Source organism: Acinetobacter sp. S54 (assembly GCF_016624945.1).
In the GTDB taxonomy this organism is placed as follows: domain Bacteria; phylum Pseudomonadota; class Gammaproteobacteria; order Pseudomonadales; family Moraxellaceae; genus Acinetobacter.
The window spans coordinates 393536-416022 of record NZ_JACVUI010000003.1; the positions used below are offsets into that span (position 1 = coordinate 393536).

Genomic DNA, 22487 nt, shown 5'->3' on the forward strand with positions numbered 1-22487 from the left:
ATAAAAAACTCTAGAAATTATTTTGATTCATGATATATACGATCAGCCTCTTCAAAACGATCGGTCACTTCTCTACCTGGCTGTTTACCTAACAGGCTAACAATGACAATCGTAATAGTTGCTAAAACGAAGCCTGGAATAATTTCGTAAATACCCGTTGATGCAAATAAGTTTTTCCAGCCAATGACTACAACTGCACCCACAATCATTCCAGTTAAAGCGCCGTTTAAAGTCATGCGTTTCCAGAACAAAGATAGAATAATCAGAGGACCAAAAGCCGCACCAAAACCTGCCCATGCATAGGCAACTAAACCTAAAACTTTACTTTCAGGATTACTGGCTAACCAGATCGCAAATACTGAAATTGCCAGTACCATCAAACGACCAACCCAGACTAATTCTTTTTGAGAGGCATTTTTACGCAGGAAAGATTTATAAAAATCTTCAGTCAATGTGCTTGAACAAACTAGAAGTTGGCAGCTTAAAGTACTCATAACCGCAGATAAAATACCTGCCATAATAATTCCCGCTACCCACGGATTAAATAAAATCTGTGCCAGCTCCATAAAGACCAGCTCAGAGTTTCTGCCCACATTTCCTGCAAGTTCAGGATGCAATTGGAAAAATGCGATACCAAAGAAGCCCGCACCAACCGCGCCACCCAGACATAAAATCATCCACGACATGCCGATACGACGCGCAGCAGGAATCGATTTAACTGAATCGGCAGCCATAAAACGCACCAAAATATGCGGCTGACCAAAATAACCTAAACCCCATGCGGTTGCAGAAATAATGGCAATAAAACTTACTCCTGAAAGCATATTAAATGCATGAGGGCGAGCAGTATCAATCAATTGGGTAAATTGTTGTTGACCGTCACCTATTGCTAGATAAGCAAAGATAGGAGTGAGCATCAAGGCAAAAAACATCATGCCTGCCTGAAAAGTATCTGTCCAACTAATAGCAAGGAAACCGCCAATACAGACGTAACTAATGGTAGCAATCGCACTAACCCATAAAGCAGTGTGATATTCCATACCAAAAATCGTTTCAAATAACCGCGCACCTGCAACCATGCCAGAAGCACAATAAATTGAGAAGAAAATCAAAATGATAAGGGCAGAAGAAACACGTAATAACTTCTTGGTGTCATTAAAGCGATTGGTAAAATAATCGGGAAGGGTCAGTGAGTTTGACTGAACTTCGGTATGTACACGCAGGCGACCCGCAACAAATAACCAGTTGAGCCATGCACCAATAATCAAGCCAATAGCGATCCATGCTTCTGAAAGCCCGGATAAATAAATGGCGCCGGGTAAGCCCATGAGTAACCACCCACTCATGTCTGATGCACCAGCTGACAATGCAGTAACGAAACTTCCGAGGCTTCGTCCACCTAAAATATAATCTGAAAAGTCTCTAGTAGCTCTGTAAGCGTAGAGACCAATACAGACCATTGCCACGATGTAGAATAAAAACGTGATAATGGTTGGATTGATAGAATTCATGTGTGGGACCTATCCTTATGTGCATTTACGCGAGTAATCAACCAGTCCAAAAAAATTTGGTTGCCTAAAAATAAGGCGTTGATTCAAACACGGATGCGAAAACATTAACTGTTAATTTTAAGTATATATAATGTAAATTTGTGTAAAAAAATCTTGTGTAAAATAATTATTTAATATCTTTTATATTTCAATTAATTAGAAATATTCACTTGAATTTATTGTTAGAATAGCTGATCAATTAAACAAAAATAGCATAATTGTTCAGCAATATGATTAAAATATAAGCGGTATTGTTATTTTATATTGATGAAAGAATAAACGGTTAGTCATTTAAAAGCATCATAAGTGCTTTATCAACTTTTCAAAAAGCTGTTTCATGCCTTCAGATGCAGTTTTTTTGATTAAGTAATATTGAGAAGGAACTCTAGAGTAATCTGCTTTAGGATCAATATAAAATGCTTCACAATAGGATGGGATCTCATGAATTAATCCAGCCACAGGATATACACTTAAAGTGGAACCAATTACGATAAAAATATCAGCATCGTTTAGAAGATGAATTGCATCGTCATAGGCGGGAACCGCTTCACCAAACCAGACTACATGTGGACGCAATGGGAAACCTTCAGGGCATTTATCATGTTGTAGATGGAGTTCATTTCCTTCAATTTGATAAAATTGCTGGGTAAATTGAGCCGAAGGGCCCGAGCTTTTAGCTAAACGAATGTTGCCATGTAAATGTAATACATTGCTGGAGCCAGCCCGTTCATGTAAATCGTCTATATTTTGTGTAATAACTTGGACATTATAATATTGTTCAAGGTCTGCAATATATTGATGTGCAATATTAGGTTCGGCAGAAATAATATTTTGGCGCCGTTCATTATAAAATCGTTGTACGAGTTCTGGATTGCGTTGCCATGCTTCAGGTGTTGCGACATCCTCGATTTGATAATTTTCCCATAATCCATTGCTGTCACGAAAAGTGCTAATGCCACTTTCTGCACTCATGCCTGCGCCAGAGAAAATCACCAAATTTTTCATGCCCACTTAACCTTTAGTTTTAAGATCATATTTTAGCTATATAAAGGTATAAAGAAATGAATTGATCTACAAGTATGGTTGGGTGTAAAAAATCCGCCAATTGGGCGGACTTTTAAAGATTTGTTTAATCACTTATTTATCGTGATGTAAATATTCTGGCTCTTTCGGCAGTCTAAAACTACAGAAGAAACAGATAATCAACATGACAATGACATATATGAAGAACTCATTTTCAATGCCTGCTTGTTTAAATTGTAATGCAACAGCAGGTGCTGAACCTCCAAAGATCGCATTAGCAACAGCATATGAGAAACCTACACCGAGTGCACGAACATGAGGCGGGAACATTTCAGCCTTAATCAAACCGCTGATTGAAGTGTAGAAACTTAGAAACATCATTAAGAAGATGAGGAGTAAAGTTATAATCACAGGTGAATAACTAAAATGACGCATCGCAATTACCATGATCGGGTAGATCAGGATAGCACTGCCTGCACTAAAGGCTAACATTGATGCACGACGACCAATTCGATCCGAAATCATACCAAATAGAGGCTGAGCAATCATGTAAACAAAGAGCGCACAGGTCATCATATAACCAACAGTCTTTCCATCAATCCCTAAACTAGTGATATAGGTTTTTGAATAAACCGTAAGAACGTAAAAAGTCAGTGAACCCGCTGAAGTATAACCTACAACTAGTAAGAAGGTTCCCCAATGCTTTTTAAATAGCTCACGCAATGAACCAGATTCTTTCTTCTCACTGTCTTCATGTGAAAGAGTTTCTTCTAGTTTGCTTCGAGCTAATAAAGAGACAATCGCTGCGATACCACCAATGACAAACGGAATACGCCAACCGCCATCCATTAATTGTTGTTCACTCATGAACGCCAGCAGAATTACCCCGACCAAGCTGGCTAATAACTGACCACCAGATAGCGTGACATATTGAAAAGATGCATAAAAACCGCGTTGACCTTTGAGTGCAATTTCACTCATGTAGGTTGCGACAGCGCCATATTCACCGCCTACTGATAGACCTTGTAAAAGTCGAACCAGTAATAACAGGAATGGGGCAATCATGCCTACCTGATCATAAGTTGGTAAGAGTGCAAAAAGAAATGAACTGATGGCCATCAAAGCAATCGAAATAACCATTGATTGTTTACGACCATGTTTATCAGCAATTCGACCAAACAACCAGCTACCAATAGGTCGCATAAAGAAACTTGCTGCGAATACACCCCATACATAAACTCCCTGAGCAGTAGAATTCATATCTGGTGCTGTTAATGCATGCTGGAAATACATGGCAAATACAGCATAGATATAAAAATCGAACCATTCAACTAAGTTACCAGAGGATGCACCTACAATGCCCAATACACGTTTTTTCTTCTCTTCTTTGGTATAAACGACTTCGCTCATATAAATATCCTATGTCCATTTATTCCTAATATCATTTGCCTTGTTACCAAAGCCTTTGCCCTAAAAAAACAAAAAAATTATAAGCCGTTATTAAGAATACTCCTGTTACAGAGTCACAATCTATAGTAATTAGTTACAGTTTAGGCGCGAGTTGAAAAAATTATAGAAATAGTTGTAAAAATAATCTTTAAATAACAATGTATTAAATTTTTTCATGCACCTTTAGTTTAATGTAAAATTGTTTGAATAATAAAACATCATTTTGATAGTTGAAATCAAAATTCGCTAAAGGTTTAGTGAAGGAAAAATAAGTTTCAATAAAAAATGCAAACGAAATATTTCGTTTTATCAGTTTTTAGGACGTTTCAAGCCGATGAAGAAATTTTCGTATTTCCTGACTAAATTTCTTGGGTTCGGTTAGTAAAGGGGTATGTCCTGAACGTTTAAAATAAATGGGGCGAGATCTTTTAACACTTTTTGCTACAATGGTTTGACCTGTTTCAGGATAAAGCGTGGAGTTTTGACCAATAAAAAATGTAGTTGGACACTCAAGTTGCGTTAATGCCTGACGATAATCTTCCTGATGATTTAAATAATTTTTTACATACCAGTGTAGATAATCAATACGCTGAATGGGGAGTAGATATTTTTGTAGTGGTGGTTTATTTAAAGCAACTTTAAAGACAATCGAACTATACTTGTTACTACTTTGAAGCTCAATAAACTCTGCCCAGAGTTGGACTAATTGTTGACGGTCTGCAAAAGGTAAATCACTTAGATAAACCGCATTTGGATAGCCATTTAATAAATCATCTAAATCTGTTAGTAGAGTTTTAAAAGCATCATGCTTAGAGCCAAAAAGGCCAAATTGCCAAGATTCGTCAACGGTAATTTTAGGTGTTTGATCAATATGCAAATAAGCTTTTAATTGTTGTGCCAAATGGCCATGTTGCATCCCATGCATTGCTGTTGTTGCGCCCATGGAATAACCCATTAGGATAAAATTTTGAAGATTCAATTGCTCAATTAAGGTTTCGATATCACGCCAGTGACTTGAAATGGCATCTAAATCCTGAGGAATAGCGCAGTTTTTAGAATGACCGAAGCCACGCCAATCAGGAATAATAAATTCGTATTTATTTAAATGGGTAAAGATAAAAGGCAACCATTGCCAGCTCACCATGCCAAGTCCTGATAAAACTAAAACAGGTTCACCACGTCCGATACGACGTACAAATAATTGTTCCTGATCAGGCATGGTATAAAAAGGCATGTCATATTCCTCGTAGTGAAAAACCAGATTTAAGTATTTTCAAATTGTTTAAGTTGTGGAATTACATCTTTTAGCCAGTCAATCCAGCCTTTTTCTAAGTTTATACCAAGTTCAAGAATTTTTTTGTGAATAAATAACACTCGATCTGGTTTGTTAGACGCTTTGAAGTCCTTATCATACATATTTTGGTAAATTTCCAGTTTATTTTTATGCAAGGATAGATGTCTTTCTAATTCCAAGATGATTTGATTTCCTCCCAATTGTGCTTCAGCACGTAGTCGGACCATTAAATCTTCGCGTAATTGAGCAGGTTCGCTTTTTTGGATCAGCCAGTCCGCAAGCTCAATACGTCCGGGTTGTTCAACCTGATACGTTTTTTTACGGCTTTGTTCGTTTTCTTCTTCGATAGTCGAAATCCAGCCTTTCCCTAACATATTATTAAGTTCACGATAAATTTGCTGATGACTTGCATTCCAGAAAAAACCCATGGAACGATCAAAACGGCGTGCCAACTCAAAACCTGTACTTGGTTTTTCCAATAAGCTGGTGAGTAAAACGTGAGACAGTGACATGGCAATCCAAAACATTTTGTGACTGATCAGATTATGCAATATGTTGCATAAAAAATAAAATTTGATTATATATTTATGCAACAAGTTGCATTAAGCAAGCAGATGCGAGCCAAAGGAGAAAATATGTCAGCTTATCCACATTTATTAAAACCACTTGATTTGGGTTTTACGACTTTAAAAAACCGTGTGCTTATGGGATCTATGCATATTGGTTTGGAAGAAGCACCGAAAGGCTATGAACGTATGGCTGCTTTTTATGCTGAACGCGCAAAAGGTGATGTTGGATTAATCGTGACTGGCGGTGTCTCTCCCAATGATGATGGTGTAGTGTTTTCTCATGGTACCAAGCTAGATACGATTGAAGAAGCGGAAAAGCACAAAGTCATTACCCAAGCTGTACACGAAGCTGGTGGTAAAATTGCAATGCAAATTTTGCACACTGGACGTTATTCTTATCAGGCAAATAATGTCGCTCCATCTGCAATTCAAGCCCCGATTAACCCAATTAAGCCTAAAGCACTTAGTTCAAGTGAAGTTCAACAAACGATTGATGACTTTGCCAATTGCGCCAAATTGGCTCAATATGCGGGTTACGATGGTGTTGAAATCATGGGGTCAGAAGGCTATTTGATCAATGAATTCATTGCTGCGCGTACCAATCATCGTGATGATGAATGGGGCGGGAGTTATGAAAATCGTATTCGATTCCCGATTGAGATTGTAAAGCGCACTCGTGCTTTAGTCGGTGAAAATTTTATTATTATTTATCGTTTATCTATGTTGGACTTGGTCGAAGGCGGCTCAACGCTAGACGAAGTGATTCAACTTGCTAAAGCCATTGAAAAAGCGGGTGCAACGATTATTAATACAGGGATTGGCTGGCACGAGGCACGTATTCCAACGATTGCAACCAAAGTACCACGTGCTGCATTTACATGGGTGACTGAAAAATTAAAAGGTGAAGTTTCAGTTCCATTAATTACGTCTAACCGTATCAACACTCCCGAAATGGCAGAACGTGTTTTGGCTCAAGGTCAGGCAGATATGATTTCTATGGCTCGTCCTATGTTGGCGGATGCAGATTTTGTATTAAAAGCCAGCGAAGGTCGTAGTGATGAAATCAATACATGTATTGGTTGTAATCAGGCATGTTTAGATCATATCTTTTCGATGAAAATTGCAACATGTTTGGTTAATCCTCGTGCATGTTATGAAACCGAATTGATTTTTAAAGAAACCACTGCAAGCAAAAATATTGCGGTAATTGGTGCTGGTCCAGCAGGTTTAAGCTTTGCAACTTATGCTGCAAGTCGTGGTCATCAAGTTAAAATATTTGACTCAAGTAATCAAATTGGCGGGCAGTTTAATATTGCTAAAACAATTCCTGGTAAAGAAGAGTTCTATGAAACTTTACGCTATTTCAAACGTAAAATTGAATTGCAACCGAATATTGAGCTGGTTCTAAATCATACCGTAACTTATGACGAGCTAAGCCAAGCCAATTATGATGAAATTGTAGTTGCAACGGGCGTAACACCACGTCAATTGCAATTTGAAGGTATCGATCACCCGAAAGTTTTGAGCTATATCCAAGTATTAAAAGAGCATGTACCTGTCGGTCAGAAGGTTGCAATTATTGGGGCTGGCGGTATTGGATTTGATACGGCTGAATATCTAAGCCATGAGGGTGAAAGTGGTAGCTTAAATCCTGAAAAATTCTATGCAGAATGGGGTATTGATACGACTTATGCGCATGTGGGCGGTTTAAAACAGCCTGAACTTGAAAAGTCAGAGCGTGAAATCTATTTATTGCAGCGCAAAACGGCGGCGGTCGGTGCAGGTTTAGGTAAAACCACTGGCTGGATTCACCGCACAGGCTTGAAGCATCGTGATGTGAAAATGATTGCGGGTGCAAGCTATGACAAAGTGGATGACCAAGGTTTGCATATTACGGTCGATGGTCAGACCCGGATTTTGGAAGTCGATCATATCGTGATCTGTGCAGGTCAGGAGTCTTATACTGCAATGTACGATCAATTAAAAGCTGATGGTAAAAATGTTCACTTGATTGGTGGAGCCAAAGAAGCAGGGGAGTTGGACGCCAAGCGTGCGATTCGTCAAGGTGCTGAATTAGCTGCAACTTTATAAACAAAATGGGGTATTTTTCTCAAAGAAGATACCCTTATTTCATAAATTAAATAAGTAAGGAAAATATAATGGCATTTGCAACTACAAAACAATCGTTAGAAAAATGGCATGACATGGTCAAATCAGGGAATTTGACAGATCTAAATGATTTATTGGCTGAAGATGTAGTTTTTCGCTCACCTGTTGCTTTTAAGCCTTATGAGGGAAAACATGTTGTCTATTTTATATTGACCAATGTGGTACAAATTTTTGAAAATTTTACTTACCATCGTGAGTTCTATACAGAAGATGGAGAAAATGTTGTACTTGAATTTGCTGCGAATGTAGGCGAAAAATCGTTGAAAGGTATTGATATGATCCGTTTTAATGAGCAAGGTAAAATTATCGATTTTGAAGTCATGATCCGTCCAATGAGTGGTTTGGCTGCTTTAGCTGAAAAAATGGGTGCAAGATTTGCAAAGTATCAACCAAACTAATAGATAGAAAATGACGTCAATATTTTTTGATTGATTCAATACGGTATTAAAATTTCTTAGGTGATATTTTTCGAGATGTTTAGTAATAGTTTCTATTCAAACAAAGAATTTTAGCTATTGATCTTTTCTCGTTGGGGAACGAATAGGTCGTCGCATTGAGGCGACAAATATTTAACTCATAGTCAGAGGTCGTTATTGGATATGGGCATACCCAGTTTAAACAGAATAAAGGTTTTGGGCTCTGAATTGTTTGATTCGGTTCTGGGCGCTGAACAGCCCAAAATCTATTATGATCCGAAAGGAAAAATTAAAGAGGTTCTGGAAAAGCTGCCTCAGTTAAAGCAGAAATATCGGCCAACACCTTGGCTTAGCAATACTCATGTTCATCTGCTTTATTTCGATATTATTCGTAAAAAAACTGTCAAACTTGAGTATGATCGTATTGAACAGCTTAAAATGCAGGATGGTGGAGTAACTGCTATCGCATGGTATGGCTATGATCTGCCGCCAGAAACTCCAACCGTGGTTATTATGCATACAATTACAGGAACTCCTGAAAGTATGCGAGAATTGGTGAAAGACTTAAACGAATATACAGGTTGGCGGATTGCACTGTGTCTGCGTCGAGGACATGCAGGTTTGCCAATGCCTGTACCACAGATTTCACTTTTTGGTTCGACTCATGATTTAAAAGAGCAACTTACGCATATCCAGAATTTATTTCCACACTCTGATTTATATGCTGTAGGTTCATCGGCAGGAACAGGACTTTTGGTACGTTATCTGGGAGAACAAGGCACAGATACGCCATTCAAAGCTGCTTTTGCAATGTGTCCCGGTTATAACACAGAAATTGGTTTTAAAAATGTTCATCCTTTTTATAGCAAAATGATGACCAAAAAATTGTTTAAGTACTTTATTTATCCCTATCAAAATACGTGGAGCCAAACAGCTTCACTCGGAAAGGTTTTGGCAACTACTAACCTTGAAGAGTTTGAAAAAGAATATTTTGAAATGGCTGGTTTTCAGGATTATCAAAGTTATTGCCAAGCGATCAATCCGATTTATGTATTTGAGAATGTGAAAATTCCACTGATCATTTTAAATGCTGAGGATGATCCTGTTTGTTCGATCAAAAATCTTGAACCCTATAAAGAGGTGATTCAACAAATGGATAATATTGCAGTGATAACAACAAAAAAGGGCAGCCATTGTGGTTTTTACGAAGGTTGGCGTAGTACGTCATGGGCAGCACGTCTGATGTCTAATTATTTTTTGATTAAAGACAAAAATGGATCATGATTAATTTTCTGATTTATAAATAAAGCCCAGACGATTGGGCTTTATTTATATGCTCTTAAGAAAAGAGTGCTGTATTGTCCGTAATTCCCCGCTTTTGTTTGGTTGCCGCCATCAAATTTCTTTCATCTGACTGGTGGGGATGAAAGTCAAAACGAGAATATTCAAGAAGTTTAGGAATTAGTGACTTATATTCTTTGCCTACAAAATTAAAAAATATTTTCCATAATTTAAACTTAGTAAGTTGCTTGTCGCATTTCATCAGCACAATTTGATAAATGCTTGAAAAACCAGCAATCAAAATTAAACACAATGTAAAAACTGAAATACTACGGTTTTTTGCTGTTTTCATTTCTGTGCTTCACTCATCTTTAGTTTTAGTTCTAAAAAGGAACTTAATTTGAACGCTATAATTAGATAAATGGAGAGTCAATAATTTTTGAATGATTAAAAACAGATTGTCCTGAAATGATAGACTGCGAAACACTGAAAATAAGAAATAAAGAGATAAATGAATTTTATAATAAAAGAAGGTTTAATAAATGCCCAAATAAAACGAGTTTATTGGGGCATTTTTGTGTAGAAATTTAGTTCTTCAAAGCAGGTGTAGCAGCGGCAATTGCAGCGGCAACAGCATCATCTTCACTTTGCTCACTACTATTGCTACTACTTGCTTTAGCTGATGATGTTTGTTCGGTGTTTGATTTAACCGATTCTGTTTTAGTTTCTTCCTTCTTTGGTTCTTCTTTCTTGGTTTCAGCAGGAGTAGAAGAAGGAATTTCACGACGGACTTCAGTTGTAGTATGCGGCGTTTCTTCGCGTTCTACTTCAACTTGAGCTGGAATTTCCTGCTGAGTTTCTGCGCTATCGAGAGATTTAAATTCGGTAGGTTGCTGAGTTTGCTCCTGAGTCGTGGTCTCAACCTTTTCTTGCTCTTCTTCTTTGGGAGGCTCTTTTTTAACACATGCAGTTAAAAGCAGACCCGTAGCAATTACGCCACAAATTAAAAGTTTCTTATTCATACTTGCACAAATCTATGCTTAATCGAGGTGCAACCATTATAACAGCAAATATAAGATTGAAAATCCTGCTGATGAGACCTAATTTTTTATCGAAAATGCTGATAGAATAACCAATTGTTTATTGTTCTATGAATTGCGGCGGATTGACTTTGCTTTATAGGTACAGAGTAAAGTAAAATTGCCCAACATTGTAGGCCGATTTAGGCTCGATTGTACGAGAAACTCAATGACCCATTTTATTTTCGTGACTGGTGGTGTTGTTTCATCACTAGGTAAAGGTATTTCAGCTGCTTCAGTTGCTGCACTTTTAGAAGCCCGTGGTTTAAAAGTGACCATGGTAAAAATGGATCCATACATTAATGTCGATCCGGGAACAATGAGTCCCTTCCAGCATGGTGAGGTTTTTGTCACAGAGGATGGTGCCGAAACTGACCTAGATTTGGGTTATTACGAACGTTTCCTACGTCGTGCGAAAATGACCAAATTGAACAACTTTACTAGTGGCCGAGTCTATCAGGACGTTTTAAATAAAGAGCGTCGCGGAGACTATCTTGGTGGCACAGTACAAGTCATTCCTCATATTACCGACAATATTAAAGAGCGTGTATTAGCTGCTGGTGAAGGCTATGACGTAGCGATCGTTGAAATTGGCGGCACAGTAGGAGATATTGAATCTCTTCCTTTTATGGAATCTGTACGTCAGCTAATGGTAGAGCTGGGTCATAAGCGCACAATGCTCATGCATTTGACGTTGCTTCCTTATATAAAATCTGCTGCTGAACTTAAAACCAAACCGACACAGCATTCTGTAAAAGAGTTGTTGTCGATTGGTATTCAGCCAGACATTTTGATCTGTCGTACTGAACATGATGTTGATGCCGATACTAAACGTAAAATTGCATTGTTCACCAATGTTGAAGCTCGTGCAGTAGTGGTGTGTAAAGATGCAAAAACCATTTACCAGATTCCACGTGATTTCTATGAACAAAATGTTGATGATTTAATTTGTGAGCGTTTTGGCTTCAATGAATTACCTGAAGCAGATTTGTCTGATTGGGATCAGGTGTGTGAAGGCTTGTTTAATCCTGAATATACTGTGCGCGTTGCGATGGTGGGTAAATATGTCGAACTTCCAGATGCTTATAAATCTGTGAATGAAGCTTTATTGCATGCAGGTATCCAAAATCGTGTCAAAGTACAGATTGACTATGTTGATGCTGAAAAATTTGAAGAATTGGATGCTTCTGTATTGAATAATGCGGATGCGATTTTAGTGCCTGGCGGTTTTGGTGAGCGTGGTACTGAAGGTAAAATGAAAGCTATTCAGTATGCGCGTGAAAAACAGGTGCCGTTTTTGGGGATCTGTTTGGGTATGCAGCTTGCAGTGGTGGAATATGCTCGTAATGTTGCAGGCATGGCTGACGCAACTTCAACTGAGTTTAATCGTACCACCAAATTTCCTGTAATTGGTCTGATTACCGAATGGCTCGATGAACGTGGTGAATTGCAACAGCGTAGTCTTGAATCTGATTTGGGTGGAACGATGCGTTTAGGCGCACAAAAGTCTGAACTGGTTGAAGGTACCAAAACCCGTGACGTGTATGGTAAAGCTGAAATTACTGAACGTCATCGCCATCGTTATGAAATGAATAACCGTTTCATTGAACCACTTGAACAAGCAGGCATGAAAATTTCAGGTTATTCAACTGCACAACACTTGGTAGAAACTGTCGAAATTCCTGAACATCCGTGGTTTATTGCTGTACAATTCCATCCAGAATTTACAAGTTCACCTCGTGATGGACATCCATTATTTGCAAGCTTTATTGATGCGGCAAAAAAACAGTATCAAAAGAGCAAGTAATCGACGCATAAATCAGGAAGTTTAAATGTCACAATTAAAACCACAAGAAATTGTACGTTTAGGCGATATACAAATGGCAAATCATTTGCCATTTGTACTATTCGGCGGTATGAACGTATTAGAGTCTAAAGATTTAGCCTTTGAAATTGCAGAAACGTATATTGATATCTGCAAACGTCTTGATATTCCCTATGTCTTTAAAGCCAGCTTTGATAAAGCCAATCGTTCGAGCTTAAATTCGTTTCGTGGACCAGGTTTGGAAAAAGGCGTTGAATGGCTTGGCGAAATTAAAAAGCATTTTAATGTGCCTATTATTACGGATGTACATGAACCGTATCAGGCAGAACTTGTAGCTTCAGTGGCGGATATTATCCAGCTTCCAGCTTTTTTAAGTCGTCAAACTGATTTAGTCGTGGCGATGGCAAAAACTCAAGCGATTATTAATATCAAAAAAGCACAGTTCCTTGCCCCACATGAAATGCGACATATCCTGCATAAGTGTCTTGAAGCAGGCAATGATAAACTGATTTTATGTGAGCGTGGTTCTGCATTTGGTTATAACAATCTGGTCGTAGATATGCTGGGCTTCGATATCATGAAAGATATGAATGTTCCTGTATTCTTCGATGTGACACATGCTTTGCAAACTCCAGGTGGCCGTGCTGATTCGGCTGGTGGTCGCCGTGCACAAATTACAACTTTAGCACGTGCAGGTATGGCAACAGGCTTAGCTGGATTATTTTTGGAAGCTCATCCTGATCCAGATACTGCTAAATGTGATGGACCATCTGCTTTACGTTTATCACAGTTAGAACCATTTTTGGCACAAATTAAAGAATTGGATACCTTAGTAAAAGGATTCAAAGCGTTAGACACCCATTGAGTTTTTGTACATTTTGATCACTAACGACAATAAAGGGTTTTATTGTCGGGCAAAATAGTAAAAGACTTATTTAATATTCATTTAACCGAGGAATTGTTCATGAGCCAAATCGTTGACATTCGTGCACGTGAAATTTTGGACTCTCGTGGTAACCCAACCATCGAGGCTGATGTCATTTTAGAATCTGGCGTTGTTGGCCGTGCATGTGCACCATCTGGTGCTTCAACTGGTTCTCGTGAAGCTTTAGAACTTCGTGACGGTGACAAATCACGTTACTTGGGTAAAGGTGTTCGCACTGCAGTACAAAATGTAAATGGTCAAATCAAGGATCTATTAAAAGGTCAAAATGTATTTGAACAGAAAGCGCTTGATGAAAAAATGATTGCGCTGGATGGTACTGAAAACAAAGAAAAATTAGGTGCAAATGCAACATTGGCAGTATCTTTGGCTGCTGCACGTGCTGCTGCGTCTGAAAAGAAAACTGAATTGTTCCAGTACATCGCAGACTTACGTGGTCAAACCACTTTGTCTATGCCTGTACCAATGATGAATATCCTGAATGGTGGAGCACATGCTGACAACACCGTTGATATTCAGGAGTTTATGATTGAGCCAGTAGGTTTTACCTCATTTGCTGAAAGCCTGCGCGCTGGTGCAGAGATTTTCCATGCACTTAAATCGGTGTTGAAAAAACAAGGTTTAAATACTGCGGTAGGTGATGAAGGGGGCTTTGCGCCAAACTTACGTTCAAATGAAGAAGCGATCACTGTCATTCTTTCAGCTATTGAAACAACGGGCTACAAAGCAGGTTCAGATATTATGCTGGCTTTGGACTGCGCATCTTCTGAATTCTATAAAAATGGTCAGTATATTCTTGCAGGTGAAGGCAACAAAGCATTTACCAGCAATCAATTTGCAGACTATTTGGCTGGTTTAGTTAATCAATATCCAATTATCTCAATTGAAGATGGTTTGGATGAGTCAGATTGGGAAGGTTGGAGCTATTTAACTTCAATTCTGGGCGATAAAATCCAGTTAGTGGGTGATGATTTATTTGTGACCAATCCTAAGATTTTACAACGTGGTATTGATGAACACGTTGCAAACTCAATTTTGATCAAATACAACCAGATTGGTACATTGACTGAAACTCTAGATGCGATTTATCTTGCTAAAGCCAATGGGTATACGACTGTAATTTCACATCGTTCTGGCGAAACAGAAGATTCTACGATTGCAGATTTGGCAGTAGGCACAGCAGCAGGTCAAATTAAGACTGGTTCGCTATGCCGTTCTGATCGTGTAGCAAAATATAACCAATTACTTCGTATTGAAGAATTGACTCATGCTGCATATCGCGGTAAAGCTGAGTTCAAGGGTTTAAACTAATCTTTGGATGCTATGTTAGAAGTATTTAAATCGACTTCGAGCAAATTGATACTGTTACTCGTCATCGTTTTGGTGGCGGGTTTACAGTACAGTTTCTGGTGGGGTGAAGGTGGTTACTTTGCTCACCAGACTTTACGTCAGCAAATTACCCAACAAGCTGAAATAAACGAAGAATTGAAAGAACGTAACCGGATATTAGCGGCAGAAGTGTTTGATCTTAAAAATGGCAGCGAAGCCATTGAAGAACATGCACGTTTAGATCTAGGTCTGATTAAGCCTCGTGAAACTTTTGTACAAATGAGTACCATTAGTACCCATTACAAACCGATTTATATTGATCCAAATGCCAAAGTAGACTTGGAAACCAATGAAACCCCGCCAAACCCAGACGTCCCAGATTAAGTTGTGGGCAATTATTCCTGCTGCGGGGTCTGGAAGTCGTTTTTCTAAAACCCAGCTTAAACAATATCAAATTATTCAAGATAAAACAGTACTCGAATATACGATTGATCGGTTGAATACATTATCTTTAGAAGGGTATGTGTTGGCGGTCAATGAACAGGACAGTGTTGCCAGAACCCTAAATTTTACTGCGCTTGAAAAAATTCACTTTTGCCAAGGTGGAACTGAGCGTGTCCATTCCGTTTTAAATGCATTGTATTATTTAACAGATCTGGCATCGGATAATGATTATGTTCTGGTGCATGATGCTGCACGTCCGTGTGTCAGTGCGCAAAACCTTAAGGAGTTAGTAGATTATTGTATTAAAAAGGATACATCTGCTATTTTGGCGATTCCTGTACGGGATACATTGAAGTTTGCAACAGAACATCACATTCAAAATACGGTGAGTCGTGATTATTTATGGCAAGCGCAAACACCACAAATGGCAAAACTGGGTGTACTTCGTGAGGCGATTGAAAAAGCGCTCAATGATAAAATTAATATCACGGATGAAGCGAGCGCATTGGAACATGCAGGTGTTGTTGTTGATGTAGTACAGGGACGTTCTGATAATATTAAGATCACCTACGCAGATGATCTGGAATTAGCACGTTTAATACTGGCAGCTCAACAGCGCCACTAACTCTTTTTAAGTGAATACAAATTTAATTGTAATTATGAGTGACAAGCATTCACATAACAATGCTTGTCATCACCTCTATTCAGAATTAATTTAAAAATGATCTATATTTTTAATTCTCATAACTGAATTTCTTTTTTATTAAAAAATATAGAACTACATTTTTCATTTACTTCATAAAAACAGCAGGCCTTGTATGCATATTATCGTGTTAGGTGCAGGCGTTATTGGAACAACTTCAGCTTATTATTTAAGACAGGCAGGTCATGAAGTGACTGTGATTGATCGACAGCCAGGGGTGGCATTGGAAACCAGTTTTGCCAATGCGGGGCAGATTTCGCCAGGATATGCTTCGCCATGGGCGGCACCCGGTGTACCGTTAAAAGCATTTAAGTGGATGTTTCAGCATCATGCGCCTTTAACTATTAAAATTACAGGGGATATGTATCAGTATCATTGGATGGTACGGATGTTGGCAGAGTGTAATATTCATCGTTATAAAATTAATAAGGAGCGGATGGTACGGATTTCAGAATATAGCCGTGATTGTCTGGATGAACTGCGTAAAGACACAGGAATTCACTTTGATGAACGTCAGCTCGGAACTTTACAGCTTTTTAGGAAACAGCAGCAACTTGATGCTGCCGAGAAAGATACGGTTGTACTAAAAGAAGAAGGAGTTCCTTACCAGCTTCTGGATAAAGATGGTGTCATTCAGGCTGAACCTGCGTTAGCTAAAGCAACGGTTGATTTTGTTGGGGGGCTGCGTTTGCCTAATGATCAAACTGGAGATTGTCAAAAATTCACAGTTGAACTGGCAGAGCTGGCTGCAAAGCAAGGTGTACATTTTATGTTTAATACCACGATTAGTCATCTTGAAAAAGATGCTGATCAAATCAGTTCTGTCGTCTTGAAAGATGGTAAAAAAATCAAAGCCGATGCTTATGTGATGGCACTGGGTAGTTATAGCCATGAAACACTTAAACAAATCGGGATTTTTGCGCCAGTTTATCCACTCAAGGGGTATTCGATTACGACTCCTATTATTGATACTGCCATGTCGCCAGTGTCAACCATTTTAGATGAAAGTTATAAGATCGCCCTCACTCGTTTTGATAACCGTATTCGTGTAGGCGGAATGGCGGAAATTAATGGTTTTGATCGTTCACTCGATACCAGCCGTGAAGATACTCTGAAAATGGTATTAGACCAGTTATTTCCCTTTGCCAGTGATTTAAATCAAGCCAGTTTTTGGACAGGGCTACGACCTGCAACCCCCGATGGTACACCAATCGTAGGGAAAACAAAGTATTCAAATTTATTTACCAATACAGGGCATGGCACATTGGGTTGGACGATGTCATGTGGTTCTGCCAAATTATTAGCAGATTTGGTGTCCAATCAGACTCCACAGATTGAGGCGGATGATTTAAGTATTGATCGCTATGGAAAGCATACGCATATTTAGATTATTTAAATTTTAATTAGATTATTAATAGTCAAACAATTTGTAGTCTATATTTAAAGATTTAGTTTTATGATGTCCCAGGTGATTGAGGGGAGCGCATTGCGAATCTAAAGTAAAAAATAATGAGTGGGTTTGAGGGGGTGGCATGAATGGCACGATAATTAAAATACTTGGAATGAGTTTTTTAACGTCGATGCTTATGCTTTCAGGATGCCAACTCGTTCAGTTACATGAAAATCAATTGAGTCAGTCTTTAAATAATAAAGTCACGAATATATTAACCAGTCAGCACTTAAGTTCGGCAACTGCGAATATTATTTATTTGACCAATTTTGCTCAAAAATCCTGTTTGGCAAAATTTGATCAATGTTTAAAAGCTTTTGATGATATCCATTCTACTGATAAAGATGCTTATCATTCGGCTTTAAGTGAACTTTATCTAGCAAAAGCACTTGAGTTAGAACAGAAATGCCATGTCGTCTCAGCTTCCAATTGTAGTGACATGGAACTTAAATACTTGGATCTAAGTTTAAGACATAGTTATTATTATTTATTTGAATCTAAAAATACACCTTCACATCGGGCCTTTGATTTTCGTCAAAATCAGGTACGTATATTTTACAATGTCGCGATTTCAAAGCTAATTAGTCGATATTATGAGCTTCATCACCACACACATTTGCCAGATACAATTTTAATTGCAGGACATACATATAAAGTTGATTCTTCACAATTTCCGCATCTAAACGAGCGCATGATTGTAGATATTAAATCAAGTTATAACATGAACTTTTCTGGCTTTCATACGGTGAATCGAACGGATGGTTTGGGCGCTGAATTTGTAGTGGAATTTACTGAAAATTATAAAAATAATGGTTTTATTTTAGATCCTGTACAGTTTTATCAAAATTTACTCTCTCCGAATATTCATGAGCCCAAAGTATTACCATTAACTGCACTTATGGTTCCAGAGGATCCTAGTGTGCCGTTTGATGTTGAGACAAGTAATTTTAAAATTCGTTTAATAGATCCTTATCTTTATCAGCAAGTTGACGTTAATCAGGCGGATTACACTTTAACTGCGAATTATTCAGCACCTTATGGTTACTGGTTATCCCAGAATAAATTGGGTCAGGCAGGTTACTGGACATTATTAAATAAAGAAAATGACTTATTAATGCCACATTTATATATGCTGGAACCTTATAATCCAAATAAGAAAGTGATTGTCTTTATCCATGGTTTGGCCAGCAGTCCAGAGGCGTGGGTATCTTTAACTAATGATATTATGGGGGATCAGCAACTACGTGATCATTATCAGGTTTGGCAGGTTTTTTACTCAACCAATATGCCAATTTTTGAAAGTCGCTATCAGATTTACACTTTATTGACTCAAACCTTTAAGAATATTCAAACAAAAAATCCACCTGTGAAAAATGCGGTTTTGATTGGGCATAGCATGGGAGGCGTGATTAGTCGGTTATTGGTCAGCCATCAGGATATTTCTGAAGCTGCCATTAAAAAAATGACGAAATCACAATATGACATGTTGCTACAACATCCAGTAATTTATGAGCGATTTCAATTCAAACCCATTCCAAATTTTTCTCGTGCCATTTTTATTGCTGCGCCGCATCGTGGAACAACGTATGCAGATCGTTGGTTTACACGCTTGGCAAGGAATATCATTAAGCTTCCAAATGAATTTTATAATAGTGTTCAATCCACTTCTTTATTGGATAAAACCAACCCATCGCGACATCATGGGTTAATTGAAAATGGTGCAAGTAACTTGAGTGAAAGTTCTGATTTTATGCTTTTGACCAAAGATGTAATACCTGTTCAAGCCATCAAATACCACTCGATTATGGGCAATTCAGTGGATTCAGAGCAGCCTACGTTTATGAGTGATGGTATTGTACCGTATCAAAGTTCCCATTTAGAGGGAGCTCAATCAGAAAAAATTATTCGTAGTGATCATTATGTACAGATGACGACATCGGCAATCAATGAGATGCGACGAATTTTATTAGTTCATCTTGAGGAAACTGAGCCTCAAACAACATCCAATCATCCATAAATATCATATTGATTCAATTAAGTATTTTTTGTAATTCACATTTTAAAACCAAAAAAAGCCATTTTGTATAGGAGAAATGACTAGAATGTAAAAGCAATAAAAACGAGTTTTTGTTTTTATTATTTATCATTTTTGTGTCTAAAGTCTCTATATTGTGTGTTTAAAGCTAGATCTACAGACAATTACAAAATGATTAGAAACTAGAAAAACTATTGAAATGAACAAAAAGGTTAATGAATTATGCAGTTACCTCTTATTACTCCAGATGAATGTGTATTGGTACTCGTTGATCATCAGGCGGGTTTAGCCTTCGGTGTAGGCTCTAAAGACCGGCAGGTTTTGCTTAATAATGCGATTGCATTAGCGCGTACGGCTAAAGTTTTTAATATTCCTATCATTGCATCTACTTCGGCCAGTAAGGTCTATAGTGGCCCAATGCTTCCGGCTTTACATCGTGAAATTCCGGAAGTTCAGCCAATTGAACGACGAAATATGAATGCTTGGGAAGATGACACTGTACGTCAGGCCATTTTGGACACAGGCCGTAAACATATTTTGCTTTCAGGCATGCTAACTGAAGCCTGTGTGAGTTTTCTTGCTTTGTCTGCGGCTGCTTCGGGTTTGAATGTCTCTGTGGTTGCGGATACTTGTGGCGGGTTGACGCTGGAAAGTCACGAGTTGGCTCTGCAAAGAATGCAGTCGAAGAATATTCAAATGGTTAGCTGGATTCAAATCTTGCTTGAATTACAACGTGACTGGACACGTAAAGATACCTATGACGGGGCACGTGCCATCGTTGAAGGATTCGCAGGAGGATATGGAATTGGTCTGGCCTATGCGAGAGATATGATCAAACCCACTTAAGCGTACTATCAAAAATGGGCAATAATTTTGTCACTTTGTAAGGAGTAATCAGCACTTTTTGATTACTCCTTTAGTTATCTAACTTTTTCTCGTGCAGCCAGATAAGTAGCTGTATGAATACAAGAATTGCTTAATTGTTCAATATTATTTTGAACAATTTCAATATTTTCCCATTTTTGCATCTGTTCAAATAACCAGACAAAATGTTCAACATCTGGAACCGCTGAATCATCCACAAAATGTCGAATAATCGATTCAATGGCATAATATTTTTTTACGTGAACTTGGGGCGAACATTCAAAACGAATAATATTGAATTCAGATAATATTTGCCAAACGGGTTCAAAGTTTTGCAACGTTTCTAATTCTTTTTGCGCTTTAATTACGGCTGCGGTAAGTGCAATTAATGTATTGGGATGTTGAGAGGCCCATTCACTTGTGACCGCTAAAACTTTATCGGCAATAGCCGGAATAATATCGCGACTGGAAGCGACGATTTGGCTGACACCTTCAATTTCTCCCTGTGTATTCCACGGTTCTCCAACGCAGAAACCATCGATAAGACCTGATGAGAGTGCTTCTACCAAGTATGGAGGGGGCAGCGTTTTCAATACAATGTTCTGTGCTAAGTTTTGATTGGCCAAAGCCAGCCATTCCCGAAGGCAATAATGATGAATAGAATGTTTAAATACATGCGCTAAAGCAACTGGATGGCCTTGATTTATGTGATCTACTAATTTTTGTGCCGCCATTTGCGCAGAGTCTGTTGTCTCAATAGCAAGTGTATAGCTTAAATGTTGATTCAAACTGATATAAGCGCGATTAATACTTAAAACCAAAGGGGTTTTTAGTTGAATACCAATTTGGTCATCAGCCACTGCAGCAGCAGGTAACATGGCAGACAAACAGTGCGCTGCGTCTAGTACACCAAATGCCAATCGGTCTCTTAAACTTGCCCATGAGGCTTCTTTTACCAAAGTAACATCTAAACCAAACTCTTCAAAGAAACCACGTCTCTTAGCCCAAAGTAGTGCAATACAATCTAACAGAGGGATATAACCGAGCTGGATTTTGGTTTTTTCAAGTGAGCTCATTTAATCCTCCTTAATAGGGTGGTTCAGTAATTGTTGTGCATCAATCATTCTCCGGGCCATTTCACCCATCGTGATACGGTGGCTCATCGCATTTTTTCTTAATAGTTGAAAAGCCGTATCTTCAGAGAGGTGATGTAGTTGCATTAATAACACCTTCGCTTTTTCAATGTCTTTACGATCAGCCAATTTAAGTTTTGTTTCTTTAAGATCACTTTCAAGCTGTTTATGTTTCTTATACTGCTCGATTGAGATTTCCAAAATTGTGTCTAAACGAGCGGGATCAATACCATCTACAATATACGCAGTTACACCCGCTGCAATCGCCTGTTTAATGGTTTCTTTGTGGGTATTCTTGGTAAAGAGAACTGTCGGCAAATCAAAATGACTCACGCAACTTTCGATCAAGTCGCGATGTGGATGATCCATATCCAGAAGAATCACGTCTGCTTGTAAGTTCTCGAGTTGAAAGTCACCCAAATGTTCAAGTGTCAAACAGGCAACCACATCGAAATCATGAGCACGTAAATTTTGCTGAACAAATTCAGCACGTTCAAGATCATCATCAATCAGTGCAATTTTTAATTTTGGCATAAATAATAGAACATGAGTATTGATACGCTTGACATAGTCTAAGCGAAATAAATGAAAGGCATACTAGCAAAATTGATGCCACACAGAAAAATATCGATTTCTAACAATTTTATTAGAGTTTTGATTGGGTTTGACCCGTAATAGCGCAGCAGAGGATCATTTTGACGCAACTTTAAAACAGATCCTTATGAGGATGAAATTAAAGTATTCCAGAAATAAATTAAAGAAAAGCACTGTGATTTTGATATTTATTTTTATATTTCAAATATATAAAGTAATTTTAATAATGTCTGAGAAAGCTGGCACAACACTTGCATAATCTTATCTGAGTCAATGACGACTCAAATTGAAAATTTGTAAGACGGCCAACGATGTCCGTTCTGATCGATTGCCAATA

The 22487-nt window shown here is 38.2% G+C and carries 19 protein-coding genes and 1 pseudogene; 11 read left to right on the forward strand and 9 right to left on the reverse strand.

What is annotated here, in order from left to right; translation table 11 throughout:
* Positions 1-17: 17 nt before the first annotated feature.
* The 5 genes from putP to IAE20_RS07500 form a co-directional block, all read right to left on the reverse strand.
* Positions 18-1511: a sodium/proline symporter PutP gene (gene putP / locus IAE20_RS07480; protein ID WP_200460192.1), complete on the reverse strand. Its 1494-nt coding sequence runs from the start codon at positions 1509-1511 to the stop codon at positions 18-20.
* Between the two features lie 339 nt (positions 1512-1850).
* Positions 1851-2555, reverse strand: a complete 705-nt coding sequence (locus tag IAE20_RS07485; RefSeq protein ID WP_200481907.1) for an SIR2 family NAD-dependent protein deacylase — start codon at positions 2553-2555, stop codon at positions 1851-1853.
* A gap of 132 nt (positions 2556-2687) precedes the next feature.
* Positions 2688-3983, reverse strand: a complete 1296-nt coding sequence (locus IAE20_RS07490) for an MFS transporter (protein ID WP_200460194.1) — start codon at positions 3981-3983, stop codon at positions 2688-2690.
* Between the two features lie 355 nt (positions 3984-4338).
* The gene (locus IAE20_RS07495) at positions 4339-5256 is read right to left on the reverse strand and encodes an alpha/beta fold hydrolase (RefSeq protein WP_200481906.1); all 918 of its coding nucleotides are present in this window, start codon (positions 5254-5256) and stop codon (positions 4339-4341) included.
* A 29-nt stretch (positions 5257-5285) separates the two neighbouring features.
* Positions 5286-5828, reverse strand: a complete 543-nt coding sequence (locus IAE20_RS07500; protein ID WP_200460196.1) for a PadR family transcriptional regulator — start codon at positions 5826-5828, stop codon at positions 5286-5288.
* 123 nt (positions 5829-5951) lie between these two features.
* On the opposite strand from IAE20_RS07500, the gene IAE20_RS07505 reads away from it, so the two are divergent.
* The 3 genes from IAE20_RS07505 to IAE20_RS07515 all read left to right on the forward strand — a co-directional run bounded on the left by IAE20_RS07505 (position 5952) and on the right by IAE20_RS07515 (position 9754).
* The gene (locus tag IAE20_RS07505) at positions 5952-7976 is read left to right on the forward strand and encodes an NADPH-dependent 2,4-dienoyl-CoA reductase (protein WP_200481905.1); all 2025 of its coding nucleotides are present in this window, start codon (positions 5952-5954) and stop codon (positions 7974-7976) included.
* 68 nt (positions 7977-8044) lie between these two features.
* Positions 8045-8452: a nuclear transport factor 2 family protein gene (locus IAE20_RS07510; protein WP_200460198.1), complete on the forward strand. Its 408-nt coding sequence runs from the start codon at positions 8045-8047 to the stop codon at positions 8450-8452.
* Positions 8453-8653: 201 nt separating this feature from the next.
* Positions 8654-9754, forward strand: coding sequence for a YheT family hydrolase (locus tag IAE20_RS07515; RefSeq protein ID WP_200460199.1), 1101 nt, complete (start codon positions 8654-8656; stop codon positions 9752-9754).
* A gap of 55 nt (positions 9755-9809) precedes the next feature.
* Here IAE20_RS07515 and IAE20_RS07520 read toward each other — a convergent pair.
* Both IAE20_RS07520 and IAE20_RS07525 read right to left on the reverse strand, forming a co-directional pair.
* Positions 9810-10079 (reverse strand): annotated as a pseudogene (locus IAE20_RS07520) (metal-dependent hydrolase); the annotation flags it as partial.
* 259 nt (positions 10080-10338) lie between these two features.
* Positions 10339-10773: an internalin gene (locus IAE20_RS07525; RefSeq protein ID WP_200460201.1), complete on the reverse strand. Its 435-nt coding sequence runs from the start codon at positions 10771-10773 to the stop codon at positions 10339-10341.
* A gap of 226 nt (positions 10774-10999) precedes the next feature.
* Between IAE20_RS07525 and IAE20_RS07530 the strand changes: the two genes are divergently transcribed.
* From IAE20_RS07530 to IAE20_RS07565, 8 genes are all read left to right on the forward strand, one after another.
* Complete coding sequence (locus tag IAE20_RS07530) at positions 11000-12637, forward strand: CTP synthase (RefSeq protein WP_200460202.1); 1638 nt, start codon at positions 11000-11002, stop codon at positions 12635-12637.
* A 25-nt stretch (positions 12638-12662) separates the two neighbouring features.
* A complete protein-coding gene (gene kdsA, locus IAE20_RS07535) occupies positions 12663-13520 on the forward strand; it encodes a 3-deoxy-8-phosphooctulonate synthase (protein ID WP_200460203.1) in 858 nt (285 codons plus the stop codon).
* 99 nt (positions 13521-13619) lie between these two features.
* Positions 13620-14909 carry a phosphopyruvate hydratase gene (gene eno / locus IAE20_RS07540; RefSeq protein WP_200460204.1) on the forward strand — a complete coding sequence of 430 codons (1290 nt, stop codon included), beginning with the start codon at positions 13620-13622 and terminating at the stop codon, positions 14907-14909.
* Positions 14910-14921: 12 nt separating this feature from the next.
* Positions 14922-15311 carry a cell division protein FtsB gene (ftsB, locus tag IAE20_RS07545; protein WP_200460205.1) on the forward strand — a complete coding sequence of 130 codons (390 nt, stop codon included), beginning with the start codon at positions 14922-14924 and terminating at the stop codon, positions 15309-15311.
* Complete coding sequence (ispD, locus tag IAE20_RS07550) at positions 15277-15996, forward strand: 2-C-methyl-D-erythritol 4-phosphate cytidylyltransferase (protein ID WP_200481903.1); 720 nt, start codon at positions 15277-15279, stop codon at positions 15994-15996. Before ftsB ends, ispD begins: the two co-directional genes overlap by 35 nt.
* A 193-nt stretch (positions 15997-16189) precedes the next feature.
* The gene (locus IAE20_RS07555; protein ID WP_200481902.1) at positions 16190-17461 is read left to right on the forward strand and encodes a D-amino acid dehydrogenase; all 1272 of its coding nucleotides are present in this window, start codon (positions 16190-16192) and stop codon (positions 17459-17461) included.
* A gap of 145 nt (positions 17462-17606) precedes the next feature.
* On the forward strand, positions 17607-19541 hold the full coding sequence (locus IAE20_RS07560) for an esterase/lipase family protein (protein ID WP_200481901.1): 1935 nt from the start codon (positions 17607-17609) through the stop codon (positions 19539-19541).
* 240 nt (positions 19542-19781) lie between these two features.
* The gene (locus IAE20_RS07565) at positions 19782-20405 is read left to right on the forward strand and encodes a hydrolase (protein ID WP_200460209.1); all 624 of its coding nucleotides are present in this window, start codon (positions 19782-19784) and stop codon (positions 20403-20405) included.
* Positions 20406-20479: 74 nt separating this feature from the next.
* On the opposite strand, the gene IAE20_RS07570 is transcribed toward IAE20_RS07565, so the two are convergent.
* Positions 20480-21499, reverse strand: coding sequence for an ABC transporter substrate-binding protein (locus IAE20_RS07570; RefSeq protein ID WP_200460210.1), 1020 nt, complete (start codon positions 21497-21499; stop codon positions 20480-20482).
* Positions 21500-22090: an ANTAR domain-containing response regulator gene (locus tag IAE20_RS07575; protein ID WP_200460211.1), complete on the reverse strand. Its 591-nt coding sequence runs from the start codon at positions 22088-22090 to the stop codon at positions 21500-21502.
* Between the last annotated feature and the right edge of the window lie 397 nt (positions 22091-22487).

Bases quoted from the DNA above. Each gene is read 5' to 3' on its own strand.
- IAE20_RS07495 (WP_200481906.1), bottom strand. From the start codon at position 5,256: ATGCCTTTTTATACCATGCCTGATCAGGAACAATTATTTGTACGTCGT.
- putP (WP_200460192.1), bottom strand. From the start codon at position 1,511: ATGAATTCTATCAATCCAACCATTATCACGTTTTTATTCTACATCGTG.
- IAE20_RS07570 (WP_200460210.1), bottom strand. From the start codon at position 21,499: ATGAGCTCACTTGAAAAAACCAAAATCCAGCTCGGTTATATCCCTCTG.
- IAE20_RS07485 (WP_200481907.1), bottom strand. From the start codon at position 2,555: ATGAAAAATTTGGTGATTTTCTCTGGCGCAGGCATGAGTGCAGAAAGT.
- ftsB (WP_200460205.1), top strand. From the start codon at position 14,922: ATGTTAGAAGTATTTAAATCGACTTCGAGCAAATTGATACTGTTACTC.
- IAE20_RS07505 (WP_200481905.1), top strand. From the start codon at position 5,952: ATGTCAGCTTATCCACATTTATTAAAACCACTTGATTTGGGTTTTACG.
- ispD (WP_200481903.1), top strand. From the start codon at position 15,277: ATGAAACCCCGCCAAACCCAGACGTCCCAGATTAAGTTGTGGGCAATT.
- IAE20_RS07530 (WP_200460202.1), top strand. From the start codon at position 11,000: ATGACCCATTTTATTTTCGTGACTGGTGGTGTTGTTTCATCACTAGGT.
- IAE20_RS07490 (WP_200460194.1), bottom strand. From the start codon at position 3,983: ATGAGCGAAGTCGTTTATACCAAAGAAGAGAAGAAAAAACGTGTATTG.
- IAE20_RS07555 (WP_200481902.1), top strand. From the start codon at position 16,190: ATGCATATTATCGTGTTAGGTGCAGGCGTTATTGGAACAACTTCAGCT.
- eno (WP_200460204.1), top strand. From the start codon at position 13,620: ATGAGCCAAATCGTTGACATTCGTGCACGTGAAATTTTGGACTCTCGT.
- IAE20_RS07510 (WP_200460198.1), top strand. From the start codon at position 8,045: ATGGCATTTGCAACTACAAAACAATCGTTAGAAAAATGGCATGACATG.
- IAE20_RS07525 (WP_200460201.1), bottom strand. From the start codon at position 10,773: ATGAATAAGAAACTTTTAATTTGTGGCGTAATTGCTACGGGTCTGCTT.
- IAE20_RS07565 (WP_200460209.1), top strand. From the start codon at position 19,782: ATGCAGTTACCTCTTATTACTCCAGATGAATGTGTATTGGTACTCGTT.
- IAE20_RS07575 (WP_200460211.1), bottom strand. From the start codon at position 22,090: ATGCCAAAATTAAAAATTGCACTGATTGATGATGATCTTGAACGTGCT.
- IAE20_RS07560 (WP_200481901.1), top strand. From the start codon at position 17,607: ATGAATGGCACGATAATTAAAATACTTGGAATGAGTTTTTTAACGTCG.
- kdsA (WP_200460203.1), top strand. From the start codon at position 12,663: ATGTCACAATTAAAACCACAAGAAATTGTACGTTTAGGCGATATACAA.
- IAE20_RS07515 (WP_200460199.1), top strand. From the start codon at position 8,654: ATGGGCATACCCAGTTTAAACAGAATAAAGGTTTTGGGCTCTGAATTG.
- IAE20_RS07500 (WP_200460196.1), bottom strand. From the start codon at position 5,828: ATGTCACTGTCTCACGTTTTACTCACCAGCTTATTGGAAAAACCAAGT.